12 protein-coding genes are annotated in these 13,839 nt (G+C 56.6%); 6 read left to right on the top strand and 6 right to left on the bottom strand.

All coding sequences use genetic code 11. The features are described 5' to 3' along the window. Positions 1–140 precede the first annotated feature (140 nt). The 5 genes from KGP21_RS26805 (at position 141) to trpS (ending at position 4,441) form a co-directional block, all read left to right on the top strand. Positions 141–1,133: an SPOR domain-containing protein gene (locus tag KGP21_RS26805; RefSeq protein WP_059199461.1), complete on the top strand. Its 993-nt coding sequence runs from the start codon at positions 141–143 to the stop codon at positions 1,131–1,133. Between the two features lie 84 nt (positions 1,134–1,217). Then, positions 1,218–2,039 carry an adenine-specific DNA-methyltransferase gene (gene dam / locus KGP21_RS26800; protein ID WP_021807471.1) on the top strand — a complete coding sequence of 274 codons (822 nt, stop codon included), beginning with the start codon at positions 1,218–1,220 and terminating at the stop codon, positions 2,037–2,039. 26 nt (positions 2,040–2,065) lie between these two features. Then, positions 2,066–2,743, top strand: a complete 678-nt coding sequence (gene rpe, locus KGP21_RS26795) for a ribulose-phosphate 3-epimerase (RefSeq protein ID WP_024482734.1) — start codon at positions 2,066–2,068, stop codon at positions 2,741–2,743. Further along, positions 2,736–3,434, top strand: a complete 699-nt coding sequence (locus KGP21_RS26790) for a phosphoglycolate phosphatase (protein ID WP_021807473.1) — start codon at positions 2,736–2,738, stop codon at positions 3,432–3,434. Before rpe ends, KGP21_RS26790 begins: the two co-directional genes overlap by 8 nt. A 2-nt stretch (positions 3,435–3,436) precedes the next feature. Then, positions 3,437–4,441 carry a tryptophan--tRNA ligase gene (gene trpS, locus KGP21_RS26785; RefSeq protein ID WP_223536569.1) on the top strand — a complete coding sequence of 335 codons (1,005 nt, stop codon included), beginning with the start codon at positions 3,437–3,439 and terminating at the stop codon, positions 4,439–4,441. Positions 4,442–4,566: 125 nt separating this feature from the next. On the opposite strand, the gene cysG is transcribed toward trpS, so the two are convergent. The 4 genes from cysG to nirB all read right to left on the bottom strand — a co-directional run bounded on the left by cysG (position 4,567) and on the right by nirB (position 9,771). Next, positions 4,567–5,970: a siroheme synthase CysG gene (gene cysG / locus KGP21_RS26780; protein WP_223498579.1), complete on the bottom strand. Its 1,404-nt coding sequence runs from the start codon at positions 5,968–5,970 to the stop codon at positions 4,567–4,569. A 53-nt stretch (positions 5,971–6,023) separates the two neighbouring features. Then, the gene (nirC, locus tag KGP21_RS26775; RefSeq protein ID WP_021807475.1) at positions 6,024–6,824 is read right to left on the bottom strand and encodes a nitrite transporter NirC; all 801 of its coding nucleotides are present in this window, start codon (positions 6,822–6,824) and stop codon (positions 6,024–6,026) included. A gap of 71 nt (positions 6,825–6,895) precedes the next feature. Then, positions 6,896–7,225: a nitrite reductase small subunit NirD gene (gene nirD / locus KGP21_RS26770; RefSeq protein ID WP_071681341.1), complete on the bottom strand. Its 330-nt coding sequence runs from the start codon at positions 7,223–7,225 to the stop codon at positions 6,896–6,898. Beyond that, positions 7,222–9,771 carry a nitrite reductase large subunit NirB gene (nirB, locus tag KGP21_RS26765; RefSeq protein ID WP_021807477.1) on the bottom strand — a complete coding sequence of 850 codons (2,550 nt, stop codon included), beginning with the start codon at positions 9,769–9,771 and terminating at the stop codon, positions 7,222–7,224. The genes nirD and nirB overlap by 4 nt, the downstream gene beginning before the upstream one ends. A 287-nt stretch (positions 9,772–10,058) precedes the next feature. Between nirB and KGP21_RS26760 the strand changes: the two genes are divergently transcribed. Next, positions 10,059–11,342 (top strand): cytosine deaminase, encoded by a 1,284-nt coding sequence (locus KGP21_RS26760; RefSeq protein WP_115159412.1) that lies wholly within the window; start codon positions 10,059–10,061, stop codon positions 11,340–11,342. 55 nt (positions 11,343–11,397) lie between these two features. Here the strand turns inward: KGP21_RS26760 and tsgA are convergent, their stop codons facing one another. Then, positions 11,398–12,582, bottom strand: coding sequence for an MFS transporter TsgA (gene tsgA / locus KGP21_RS26755; RefSeq protein WP_021181688.1), 1,185 nt, complete (start codon positions 12,580–12,582; stop codon positions 11,398–11,400). A 233-nt stretch (positions 12,583–12,815) separates the two neighbouring features. Continuing rightward, positions 12,816–13,796, bottom strand: a complete 981-nt coding sequence (locus KGP21_RS26750; RefSeq protein ID WP_071681335.1) for a LacI family DNA-binding transcriptional regulator — start codon at positions 13,794–13,796, stop codon at positions 12,816–12,818. Between the last annotated feature and the right edge of the window lie 43 nt (positions 13,797–13,839).

Here is a 13,839-nt window from a genome sequence, read left to right as displayed (position 1 = left end):
GGCTATAACAGTAGCTTGGCTGCTGTTAGACTCTATAAAAATTGTGCGTAAGGCGAGAAAGATATCGCTTTGCCATCATCGGGTTAATAGTCTCGAACCACCTGGGTGGCGAGATTTTGCCTCTAGTTGGAGGGTTTCAGATGGATGAATTTAAACCAGAAGACGATCTCAGGCCTGATACCAGCGATCGCCGTCCTTCGCGTTCACGTCGGCCAGCCGCAACTGGGCCGCGTTTTGCCGTTTCACGCCAGCATATGATGATTGGGATTGGCATTTTGGTGCTGCTGTTGCTGATCATCGGTATCGGTTCGGCGCTGAAGGCCCCCACCAAGCACGAGGTTGCGCAACAAGGGGCAACCCGCGACATCAATCTGTCGGGCTCATCGTCGCTGACCACCAGCAACAACGGCGTTGTGGGCGGCACTACGGATACCAACGATAACAACGGTGTCAGTACCTCTCAGCCTCAGACTGTTAGTGTCCCACCTATCTCCAGCACGCCGACTGAAGCACAACCTGTAGTACCACAGGGCGGTGCTGGTGAGCGTGTCGATCTGCCTGGCAACATGGCTGATGCCTTGTCATCACAGCAAGGTCAGGTTGATGCTGCTGCCGCGCAAAGTCTCAATGCCCCGGTTTCCGCTTTGCCAACCGCTCCGGCAACCGTGATGAACGGTGCTGCCGCGCGTCCGGCGGCGAATAACAATGCAACCGCTGCGACGCAGCCGCATAAAACGCCTGCCTCCAAGCCAGCAGCCACCAAGCCGACAGCATCGGTCAAACCTTCTGCGACCACCACCACGGTTTACACCCCGCCGGCCAAAGGCAAGAGTGGTGTGGTGAGCGGCAGCGGAAGCTCACTGAAAACCGCACCGGGTAGCCATTACACGCTGCAGTTGAGCAGTGCCTCACGCTCCGATACGTTGAATGCTTTTGCCAAGCAACAGAATTTGCCACACTTTATGGTGTACGAGACCAAACGTGATGGTAAACCCTGGTATGTGTTAGTGAGCGGCAACTACGCTTCTTCGGCGGAGGCCAAGCGTGCTATCGCCACACTGCCGGCGGAAGTTCAGGCGAAAAAACCATGGGTCCGCCCTGTACAGCAAGTACAGCAAGACCTGAAAAAATAATCATTAATTTTGTGCGCTGATGTGCTGTCTGAAACAGAGTACATATCCGCCGCTCTGAATTGTAATAAGTAGCTAACTGACGGCATGAAGAAAAACCGCGCTTTTTTAAAATGGGCTGGTGGAAAATACCCGCTGATAGACGAGATCCGTCGTCATTTACCAGAGGGTAACTGCTTAATCGAGCCCTTCGTGGGCGCGGGTTCAGTCTTCCTGAACACAGAGTACGAGGCTTATATTCTCGCCGATATCAACAGCGACCTTATCAGCCTGTATAACATCGTTAAGCTGCGCACGAGTGATTTCGTGCGCGATGCCCGCTTGCTTTTCACCGACGAATTCAATAACTCAGAGCAGTTCTACCTGCTGCGCGAAGAGTTCAACACCACTGCCGATGAGTATCGGCGCGCGCTGCTGTTCCTGTATCTGAACCGCCACTGCTATAACGGCCTGTGCCGCTATAACCTGCGTGGTGAGTTCAATGTGCCGTTTGGGCGTTACAAGAAACCTTACTTCCCGGAAGAAGAGCTGTATTGGTTTGCTGAAAAATCACGCAATGCTACTTTTGTCTGCGAGCATTATCACGATACCATGGTGAAGGCGACCCAAGGTGCGGTGGTCTATTGCGATCCGCCTTATGCTCCTCTGTCGGCAACGGCGAATTTTACCGCTTATCACACCAACAGCTTTAGCCTGGCCGATCAGCAAGGGCTGGCGCGCATTGCGCATCAGCTGTCGGTTGAAAGCCAGGTGCCGGTGTTGATTTCCAACCATGACACCGAACTGACGCGTGACTGGTATCAGCATGCTTCGCTGCATGTGGTGAAGGCTCGTCGCACCATCAGCCGCAATATTTTAGGCCGCAGTAAAGTGAACGAACTTCTGGCGCTGTATAAAAAAGCGGAATAACTCGACCCCTACGTTTGGAGAAGCGGATGAAAAAGTTTTTGATTGCCCCGTCCATTCTGTCTGCAGATTTTGCCCGCCTGGGTGAAGATACTGCCAAAGTGTTGGCCGCCGGTGCCGACGTGGTGCATTTTGACGTGATGGATAACCACTACGTGCCTAATCTGACGATCGGGCCAATGGTGTGCGAAGCCTTGCGCAATTACGGCATTACCGCACCGATTGACGTCCATCTGATGGTAAAACCGGTCGATCGCATCGTGCCGGACTTTGCCAAGGCGGGGGCAACCTACATCTCTTTCCATCCTGAAGCTTCTGAACACGTCGACCGTACCATCCAACTGATCAAAGAGAACGGCTGCAAGGCGGGCCTGGTGTTTAACCCTGCGACCCCGTTGAGCTATCTCGATTACGTGATGGACAAGATCGACGTGATCCTGCTGATGTCGGTCAACCCTGGTTTTGGTGGTCAATCCTTTATCCATGGCACGTTAGACAAGCTGCGTCAGGTTCGCAAACTGATCGACGAAAGCGGCCGCGACATTCGCCTGGAAGTGGACGGCGGCGTGAAGGTAGACAACATTGCCGAGATCGCAGCGGCGGGTGCGGACATGTTCGTGGCAGGCTCGGCCATCTTTGGCAAGCCGGATTACCGCGCGGTGATTGATCAAATGCGCAGCGAGCTGGCCAAGGTGAGTCATGGCTGATTTTAGCGCTATCCGTGGTCTGGCCTTCGATCTCGACGGCACGCTGGTAGACAGTGCGCCGGGTTTGGCGGCGGCCATCGATATGGCGTTGGCGGAAATGGGTCTGCCGCAGGCCGGTGAGGCCCGTGTTGGCACCTGGATTGGTAACGGTGCCGATGTGCTGGTCCAGCGTGCGCTGCGCTGGGCAGAGGTGGAAGCCACGCCAGAGCTGTGCCTGCAAATGCGTCAACGTTTCGACCATTTCTATGGGCAAACCGTAGAAAGCGGCAGCCGCCTGTTTCCACAGGTAATAGAGACGCTGGCCCGGTTGGCCAAGCTTGGCTACCCGCTAGCGCTGGTCACCAACAAGCCGACACCCTTTGTAGCCCCTTTGCTGACGGCGCTCGGCATTATCGACTTTTTCTCGCTGATCATCGGCGGTGACGACGTGGTGGAGAAAAAGCCACATCCTGCCCCGCTGTATCTGGTGTTCGGCAAGCTTGGCCTGCGGGCCGGTGAAGTGTTGTTCGTCGGGGATTCGCGCAATGACATTCAGGCGGCGCAGGCGGCAGGTTGCCCGAGCGTCGGTCTGACTTACGGATATAACTACGGTGAAGCGATCGCCCTGAGCCACCCCGACCGCGTGTTGGAGCGCTTCGCCGATTTGTTGCCCGCACTTGGGCTGTCATCTTTAGAAGATCGGGAAATTTAACTATGAGTAAGCCCATCGTTTTCAGCGGCGCGCAGCCGTCCGGTGAACTGACTATCGGCAACTACATGGGGGCGCTGCGCCAGTGGGTGCAGTTGCAGGACGAGTTCGATTGCATCTACTGCATCGTCGATCTGCATGCCATCACCGTGCGTCAGGATGCACAACAGCTGCGTAAAGCCACCCTGGATACGCTGGCGCTGTACCTGGCCTGTGGCATCGATCCAGAGAAAAGTACCATCTTCGTGCAGTCTCATGTGCCGGAACATACGCAACTGAGCTGGGTGCTGAACTGCTACACCTATTTCGGCGAACTGAGCCGCATGACCCAGTTCAAAGACAAGTCGTCGCGCTATGCGGAAAACATCAACGCCGGTCTGTTCAGCTATCCGGTGCTGATGGCGGCAGACATTCTGCTGTATCAGACCAATCAGGTGCCGGTCGGTGAAGATCAGAAACAGCATCTGGAACTGAGCCGTGATGTCGGCCAGCGCTTCAACGCGCTGTATGGCGACGTGTTCAAGGTGCCGGAGCCGTTTATTCCGAAATCCGGTGCGCGCGTGATGTCGCTGCAGGAGCCGACCAAGAAGATGTCCAAGTCGGACGATAACCGTAACAACGTGATCGGCCTGCTGGAAGATCCGAAGGCGGTGACCAAGAAGATCAAACGTGCGATGACCGATTCCCAGGATCCGCCGGTCATTCGTTACGACGTTGCCAATAAAGCGGGGGTATCCAACCTGTTGGATATCCTTGCCGGCGTGACCGGCAAGAGCATTGCTCAGCTGGAAGCCGAGTTTGAGGGCCAGATGTATGGTCACCTGAAGGGCGCCGTAGCAGAGGCCGTATCTGGTATGTTGGTCGAGCTGCAAGAGCGTTATCACCGTTTCCGCAACGATGAGGCTCTGTTACAGCAGGTGATGCGTGATGGCGCAGCGAAAGCCCGTGCTCGTGCGCAGGAAACCTTGGCGAAGGTATATGAAGCCGTAGGTTTTGTACCGCATCCTTAATGGATGTAGACAGAGTCTCAGCCAGTAGGGGCGCCGCATGCGGCCCCCCTGGGATCGAACCTGTTTGGTAACGACAAACTTAGCAACATTACTACCTATCTGAAGCGGCCAAAGGGTCGCTTTTTTTATGCTATTTTGCTCAAATCTGCTGGTGTTTCCCGGCAGGCATTCCAGTTCAGCTTGCTGCGCAGGCTGACAACGCTGCCAACGATAATCAGGCTTGGGCTGGCAGCCTGTTTGGCTAGCTCACCCAGTTGCGCCAGCTCGCCTTCTATCACACGTTGGCGAGTTGAGGTGCCGTTTTCGACCAGAGCTACGGGCATTGAGGCCGCCATACCGTGAGCGATCAGCTGCTGCTGGATTTCTGCCGCCTGAGTTAGCCCCATATAGAACACCAGCGTCTGCTGTTTGGCGGCAAGCTGTGCCCAGTCCAATCCGCCGTCGGCCTTGGCGTGGCCCGTCACCAAACGCACGCTTTGCGCGTGATCGCGGTGGGTGAGGGGGATGCCGCTGTAAGCCGAACAACCCGAAGCCGCAGTGATCCCCGGCACTACCGAGAAGGGAATATTCGCTTCGGCCAGCGTTTCCAGTTCTTCGCCACCCCGGCCAAAGATGAAGGGGTCGCCCCCTTTTAGCCGGACGACACGCAGGCCTCGTCTGGCCTGCTCCACCAGGATCTGATTGATGTGTTCCTGAGGTACGCAGTGATATCCGGCACGCTTGCCTACAAAGATACGCTCGGCATCGCGGCGCACCAGGGCCATAATTTCTTCAGAGACCAGGCGGTCGTAAACGACAACGTCAGCCTGTTGGATCTGCTGCAGACCTTTCAGCGTCAGCAGGCCAGCATCGCCGGGGCCTGCACCTACCAGCACCACTTCACCCTGTTCTTCAGGCCGATCGGCGAACAGCTTTTCAACCTGCTGGTTGGCCTGCGGGGTATCGCCGTTGGCCAGGGACTGCGCCAGTCTGTCGTGTACGAACAACCTTTCCCAGAAGCGGCGACGAGCGCCAATGCTGGCAAACTCCTGCTTCACCCGCTGGCGCAATGAACCCGCCAACTGAGCCAGTTGACCCAGATGCTGCGGCAGAATGGCTTCCAGTTTTTCCCGTAGCAGACGTGCCAGCACCGGGGCTTTGCCCCCGGAAGAAACGGCCACCATAATCGGCGAACGATCGATAATCGAAGGCATGATAAAGCTGGCGCGTTTGGGGTCGTCCACCACGTTGCAGAACACCTGCTGTTGGTTGGCGCACTGATAGACCAGGGCGTTGACTTCCACCCGATCGGTGGCGGCAATCACTAACCATTTTTCTGCCAGCAAGTCGGCAGAAAACTCACTTTCTACCAGAGTCACCTGGCCCTGTTCGGCCCAGATCAGGAATTGCTCACTGAATTCGAGCGAGTTGACGGTTAACTGCGCACCGGCGTCCAGCAGCAGGCGAGCCTTACGTTCAGCGACTTCCCCGCCGCCGACCAGCAGGCAGGCTTTGTGTTGCAGTTGGCAGAAAATGGGTAAGTAATCCATCGGCAATCCTCGGAGAAGTGGCTAACGGGGGCGATTGCTCACCCCAAAAATCATTATGCGGTTTGGCGAGCGGCGGCAATCTCAGCCTGTGGACGTTGGGCACGTGGTGTGGCATACCAGTAACCGAGGCCCATAAAGACGGCACCAGAGACCATATTGCCCAGAGTCACCCACAGCAGGTTATGACCGATACCGCTCAGGGTATAGGCTTCGCTGTGGTGGCCGAACCAGGACAGGGCAAACAGCGTCATGTTAGCCACCGAGTGCTCGTAACCGGAAGCGATAAACGCCAGCAAACACCACCAGATGGCGATGAATTTGGCCGCGCCTTCAACGCGCAGTGCCATCCAGATCGCCAGGCAAACCAGCCAGTTACACAGCACGCCTTTGAAGAACAGCACTTCTGCCGGGGCGGTGGTTTTGGCCAGCGCCACGGTATGCACCAGGCTGGTATCCATCGGCAGCAGGCTACCGCCGCCGTAATAATACATCAGCGCGACCAGCACCGAACCGAGCAGGTTACCCAACCAGGTTTGTGGCAGCACGGCCCACATCTGGCGGTGCTTGATGGTACCGGCTTTGACGCCCAGCATCAGAAACATGGTGTGGCCAGTGAACAGCTCTGAACCGGCGATAATCACCAGCGTCAGTGCGATCCCGAAGGTGGCACCCATGACCAACGGACGGATAGACGGATCCACCAGGTTGCCGAGGGTAAAGATCAGGATGATGCCAAGGCCGACATAGGCCCCGGCCATAGCGGAACTGATCCAGAAGCCGAGCGGACTCTCTTTGGCCAGTTTGACGATGCGTGCCGCGTTGGCAGCACATTTGTTGATGGTGTCGGTGAACATAAATTTCCCTGGGAAGTAATAAAAATTGGTGCCGTGCCCCTTGGTTAACCTTAACCAAGGGGCATCGTGTTTTATTGCATTGCCACCTGAACCAGGCCGTCGACTACCCGGCTGGTGAAGCTGGCCACGGAGCGGCTCTCATCTTCCAGACAGAAACCGTCGTGCAGGCGGAAATGCTGTTTTTTCAGTGGGCTGGCGACCCACAATTCACCCTGATGCTCGGCAATCAGTCCGCGAGAGAGCACGCTGGCCTGGGCAAACGGGTCGATATTGCTGATGGCAAACAGCCGTTCGTCGGCATAGGGGCGGAATATCGCCACCTGCTGGGTACCGATCAGCGCACACACGCCGGTCGCGGGCAGAATATCGGCGATGGGGCAAACGGTGATCCACTGGCTCATGCGTTGTTCTCCTCGGTTTCCAGCAAGGTGACGGGAATGCGTTCATCCGGGCGAGCTGGGCGATGTTGCTCGCGCTCGGCCACGACCTGCACGTTAGGATCGCGCTGGCTGTTGTTAATAAAGTGAGCGAAACGCACCTGCGATGCAGGATTTTCGACAGTTGCTTTCCATTCGCAGATCACTGCTTCGCGCAGGCGGGCAATTTCGGTTTCCAGCTGTGCGTTGATGCCCAGCTTGTCGTCGATAATCACCTTGCGCAGATAATCGATGCCGCCTTCCAGGCTTTCCAGCCAGACCGAGGTACGCTGCAGCTTATCGCCGGTGCGGATGTAGAACATCATGAAACGGTCGAGGTAACGCATCAGCGTTTCGTTGTCGAGATCGGCGGCCAGCAAATCGGCATGGCGTGGTTTCATCCCGCCGTTGCCACAGACGTACAGGTTCCAGCCGTTCTCGGTGGCAATAATGCCGACGTCTTTCCCCTGCGCCTCGGCACACTCGCGGGTACAGCCGGAAACGCCAAACTTCATCTTGTGCGGGGTACGGATGCCTTTGTAACGGTGTTCAAGCTGCACGCCGAAGCCAACGCTGTCACCCACGCCATAACGGCACCAGGTGCTGCCGACGCAGGTTTTCGCCATCCGCAGCGCTTTGGCGTAGGCGTGGCCGGTTTCGAAACCGGCGGCGATCAGCTTGCTCCAGATGGCGGGCAGATCGTCTTTCTGCGCACCGAACATGCCGATACGCATCGAGCCGGTCATCTTGGTGTACAGGTTGTATTCTTTGGCAATCTGGCCGACGGCGATCAGACCTTCCGGCGTGATTTCACCACCGGCAGAGCGTGGGATCACCGAGTAAGTGCCGTCTTTCTGGATGTTGCCCAGGAAGTTGTCGTTGGTGTCTTGCAGCGGCGTGTGCTGCGGTTTGAGCACATACTCGTTCCAGCAGGAGGCCAGCAGTGAACCGACGGTCGGTTTACACACTTCGCAGCCGTAACCCTTACCGTATTTCGCCAACAGCTCGTCGAAGGTCTTGATGCCTTCAACCCGGATCAGGTGGTACAGCTCCTGGCGGGAATAGGCAAAGTGTTCGCATAGGTGATGGTTAACCTCGATGCCCTGTTTGCTCAGTTCGGCATTCAGCACCTGGGTGATCAGTGGAATACAGCCGCCGCAGCCGGTACCGGCCTTGGTCTCGGACTTGATCGCCGCCACGGTATGGCAGCCCATATTCACCGCTTTGATGATATCGCCCTTGCTAACGTCGAAGCAGGAACAGATCTGTGCGGTTTCTGGCAGTGAATCTACGCCGATGGCAGGCTTGCTGCCGGCATGGGCTGGCAGGATCAGGCTGTCCGGGTTTTCCGGCAGTTCGATATTATTCAGTGCCAGCTGCAGCAGGTTGCCGTAGTCGCTGGTATCGCCGACCAGCACCGCGCCGAGCAACGTTTTGTTGTCCGCGCTGACGACCAAGCGCTTGTAAACCTCTTTGCTTTCATCCAGATAGACGTAGCTGCGGGCGCCTTCGGTACGCGCATGCGCATCGCCAATGCCCCCAACATCGACCCCTAGCAGCTTCAGTTTGGCGCTCATATCGGCACCCTGGAAGCTGTTTTCACGGCTCAGCAGATGGTCGGCGGTGACCTGAGCCATCTTGTAGCCCGGCGCGACCAAGCCGAAAGTGCGCTGCTGCCAGGAGGCGCATTCGCCAATGGCATAAACGTCTGGATCGGAGGTCTGGCAGTTATCGTTAATCGCAATGCCGCCGCGTGGGGCGGTAGCCAGCCCGCATTGGTGAGCCAGTTTGTCCTGCGGGCGGATACCGGTGGAGAAGACGATAAAGTCGACTTCCAGCTCGCTGCCGTCGGCAAAGTGCATGGTTTTGCGTGCGCTTTTGCCGCCGTTGATAATTTCGGTGGTGTTCTTACCGGTGTGGACTTTGACACCCATGCGCTCGATCTTGCGGCGCAGCTGGTCGCCGCCCATTGGATCGAGCTGTTCTGCCATCAACATCGGCGCGAACTCGATCACGTGGGTTTCCACGCCCAGGCTTTTCAGTGCGCCAGCCGCTTCCAGGCCGAGCAGGCCACCGCCTACTACCGCGCCACGTTTACTGCGGCGGGCGCAGGATTCGATAGCGTTGAGATCTTCAATGGTGCGGTAAACGAAGCAGTCCTGAGTCTCTGAACCTTTGATCGGCGGGATCCACGGGTAGGAGCCGGTCGCCATGATCAGCTTGTCGTAATACACCGTGCGGCCGGTATTGGAGTGGATCACTTTCTCTGCGCGGTTAATGGTGATCGCGCGCTCGCCTACCAGCACTTTGACGCCCTGTTTTTCGTAGAAGCCTTCGCGGACCAGCGAAAGCTCTTCGGCAGTGTGGTGGGAGAAATAGGAGGAGAGATGCACGCGGTCGTAGGCGATGCGTGGCTCTTCACAAAAGATGGTGATGTCGAACTGGTCTTTGTCTGCCTTTTCCAGCAGATCTTCGATAAAGCGGTGGCCGACCATGCCGTTGCCGATAACCGCGAGTTGGACTCTGCTCATTATTGCCTCAAAATTCTGATTTCCTGGATGTACCTTATTCCTCCCAGAAGGCAATTTATTGATACAGGTCAAGCTAGCCCCTATATACCTCTAAGGTGGTATATCTATGATTTTTATCGATATTTGATAAGTTGCGGTTTTTACTCAACTTTAGCTGAATCGAGCCAGTTAATGGAAAAAATACTCCTTGGGGAGTAGCGAAAGGGGAGAGGCACCAAGCGGCGATTTTGTCAGCTCGTCATTGCCCAGTATGATGAAAGAAATGGTGAGCCGAGCAGAGGAAAAAAATGGCGAACAATCCGGTCAAGTTTATCGATAACCTGCGCCTGAGCGGGCATGAAGGGCTATGGCAACTGGCTATTGAGCAGGGGCGGATCGCGCATATCATTCCACAGCCTGAGGGGCTGGAGTGGCGCAGCGACGTGTTGGATGCCGAAGGCGGGCTGGCGCTGCCGCCGTTTATCGAGCCGCATATCCACCTGGATACCACGCAAACCGCCGGGCAGCCCGCATGGAACCAGTCCGGCACGCTGTTTGAAGGTATTGAGCGCTGGGCGGAGCGTAAAGCACTGCTCACCCATGAGGACGTGAAACAGCGCGCCTGGCAGACGCTGAAATGGCAAATCGCCAACGGCGTGCAGCATGTGCGCACCCATGTCGACGTCTCCGATCCTACGCTGACCGCGCTGCGCGCCATGCTGGAGGTCAAGCAGGAGGTCGCTCCTTGGATCACGCTGCAGATCGTGGCCTTCCCTCAGGAAGGGATCATGTCGTATCCCAATGGGGAAGCCCTGCTGGAGGAGGGGTTACGGCTCGGGGCGGATGTGGTCGGGGCTATCCCGCATTTTGAATTCACCCGCGAATACGGCGTAGAGTCGCTGCACAAGGCCTTTGCTCTGGCACAGAAATACGATCGGCTGGTGGACGTGCACTGCGACGAGATTGACGACGAGCAGTCCCGTTTTGTGGAGACCGTGGCCGCGCTGGCATTGAAGCTGGAGATGGGCGCCAAGGTCACCGCCAGCCACACCACCGCGATGCATTCCTACAATGGGGCCTATACCTCAAGGCTGTTCCGGCTGCTGAAAATGTCCGGTATCAACTTCGTGGCCAACCCGTTGGTGAATATTCACCTGCAAGGGCGTTTCGATACCTATCCTAAACGGCGTGGCATCACACGGGTGAAGGAGATGCTGGAGGCGGGCATCAACGTCTGCTTTGGTCATGACGACGTGTTTGACCCCTGGTATCCGCTGGGCACCGCCAATATGTTGCAGGTGCTGCATATGGGGCTCCACGTCTGCCAACTGATGGGTTATGGCCAGATCGATGACGGTTTGAATCTGATCACCACCCACAGCGCACGAACTTTGAACCTGACGGATTACGGTTTGCGTGCAGGCAATAGTGCCGATTTGGTGATCTTACCCGCAGACAGCGGTTTTGACGCAGTACGCCGCCAGACGCCGGTACGCTATTCGATCCGTGCGGGTGCGGTCATCGCGGCCACCCAGCCTGCGCAAACCACGCTGTATCTGGAGCAGGAAGAGCAGGTCGACTTCAGGCGTTAGACATAAAAAAAGGGTTCTGCGTTGGCAGAACCCTCATGGGGAAAACTAGCAACAGTTAGTGCGTGGTATGCCCATGGTTACGGTGCTTGGTCACAAAACCGAGCAGCAGACACATCACAAACACGGCCAGATACAGGCCGTTGGCCGTAGTCAGTGCGGCATGGACCCCGCTGCTGGCAACGATCGGGCCGGTGACCACGAAGGTCAGCATGGTACCGATGGTGCCGCAGGTCAGGATAAAGTTGACCAGTTTCGGTGAGGAAACCTTGGTTTGCTGCGAACCGAGCGTGATCAGCGTGGTGTAGATCGCGCTGGAGACGAAGCCCAGAGCCATGATGTAGTAGCTCAGGTACTCAGGATTATCGGTGCTGATAAACAGGTACATGGCACCCGTTGCCAGCGCGGCCAGCACGGTGACGATGCGTTGCAGGTCAAAGAAGCGCAGCACGAAGCTGAACACCCACATACCGATCATGTAAGAAGTCCAGAAGTTGCTGACTACCTTGCCCGCCTGATCGATATTCATGCCGAAGGTTTTGGTGGCGTATTCCGGCACCCATTGGATAAAGCCCAACTGGCCAAGGATGTAGCACAGCGCGGCGATAGCCAGGAACAGCACGCCGATGCCCCATTTCTCTTTCACCACCGGCTCGCTGCTTTTCTCCCCTTTGTCACCCAGAACCGGGAACTCGGAACACAGCGTCAGCACGAAGATGGCCAGGTACAGCACCCCAATGCAGGCGTAAACCCAGTACCAGCCAATGCTGCGCGCCAGCAGCATTGCGGCGATGATTGGGAAGATCATCCCGGCCATGCTGAAGAAGGAGTCGGTAAACAGCAAGCGTGAACCACGTTGGCGGCCCGCATACATATGGGTGATCAGGAAGGTGCCGATCGACATGGTGATACCGCTGACCACACCGAGCACAAACATGCACAGCGAGAACAGGGTCAGGCTTTTGCCCACCATCAGCCCGGCGATGGCCAGCAGCATCAGGATAAAGCCAAAGATCAGCTGACGTTTCAGCGGAATGATTTCCATCAGCCAGGCATTGAGGAAGATTGAAATCAAAATACCCGCGTTAAGGAAGGTAAAGGTATTGCTCATGCTGGAAACCGGCAGATTGAAATACTCTGCGATGTTTCCCATCACCATCCCTGTGACGATCACTAATGCACCGGTCAGCGCATAAGAGAAGAAGCTGATCCAGGTTAGCCGGATGCGGTTGCTGTCATTCATGTATATAGGCCTGATTATCTTTGTTGTGGTTTATACCCGTGGGCAGTCAGGACGTAACCTGAGATCCCTGGGGTTTAAAGCTGGCATAAGGCCGCAGGTTTTTCCTGCTAAAAACTGGAAAAGATCCCGATCAGGCCACCAGGAGGCGGATCCTAGCATAGACAACGGGAGTTTATGTGACGAGCATCGATTTTTTGATGCAAGGGATGAAAGGTTTTTAGATTTTTATGTGATCAGCTACCGGGTGTGGCGATCGAATCGCGCTGGATGATGGTCGGCTCAAAGCTCACCGGTGCGGTCAGTGGATCTATCAGCAGACGAGCGGCATATTGCGCCATTTCGGTAATAGGGAAATGCACGCTGGTGAGCGCCGGGCGGACAAAAGGCGCTCGCTCGCCGCTGTCATAGCAGATCAATGAGATATCCTGCGGTACACGCAGATGCCGTTCATTAATCGCCAGCAAGGCACCAATCGCCATTTCTTCGTTGCAGCAGTAGATCGCGGTAGGCAGCGCTTTGCTGCGCAGCAACTGGTCAGCGCACTGGTAGCCGCTTTCCAGGTCATAGACCCCTTCCGGGCAGCCTAGCGGTTGCAGGTTGGCGGCCTGCATCGCATTGAGGAACCCTTGTAACCGCTGTTGGCTGGAGGCTCGTTGGGCTGGGCCACTGATACAGGCAATGCGCCGATGGCCGGCATCGATGAGCTGCTGGGTAGCAAGCTGGCTGGCATAAACGTGATCGAAGGTGACACAGCGATCTTCCAGGCCAGGGACCAGGCGATCCAGCAGCACAAAGGAGCGCTGTTCGGCCGCCAACTGACGCAGCCGATCGTCGCTGAGGCAGCGCACGTGGAGGATCACTCCGTCGCAACGCAGGCTGAACAGGCGTTGGATCGCCAGCAGTTCATTTTCCGCACTGTTGCGGCCTTGGGTTACCAGCAGCTGTTTACCGTTGGACTCGGCTTCGGTTTGGACGAAATCCATCAGGGCACCAAAGAAGCCCCCTCGGTATGAGGTGGTGACCAGGCCCAAGGTATTGCTTTGGCTGGATGCCAACGCCCTGGCCGCGGGGTTGGGGGTATAGCCCAGTTCGGCCACCGCCCGTTTGACCTTCTCGCGGGTGAGCGCTTTGACCTTGTTGTCGCCGTTGACCACGCGTGACACAGTCGCGCGGGATACGCCCGCTATCGCTGCGACATCTTCCAGTGTCACCATTTTACTGCTCCTGATTACGGGCTTATCCCCCCACTTGATCAGA

Source organism: Serratia sp. JSRIV004, assembly GCF_019968705.1.
Classification (GTDB): Bacteria; Pseudomonadota; Gammaproteobacteria; order Enterobacterales; family Enterobacteriaceae; genus Chania; species Chania fonticola_B.
This window is presented reverse-complemented; position numbering and strand designations above follow the sequence as displayed.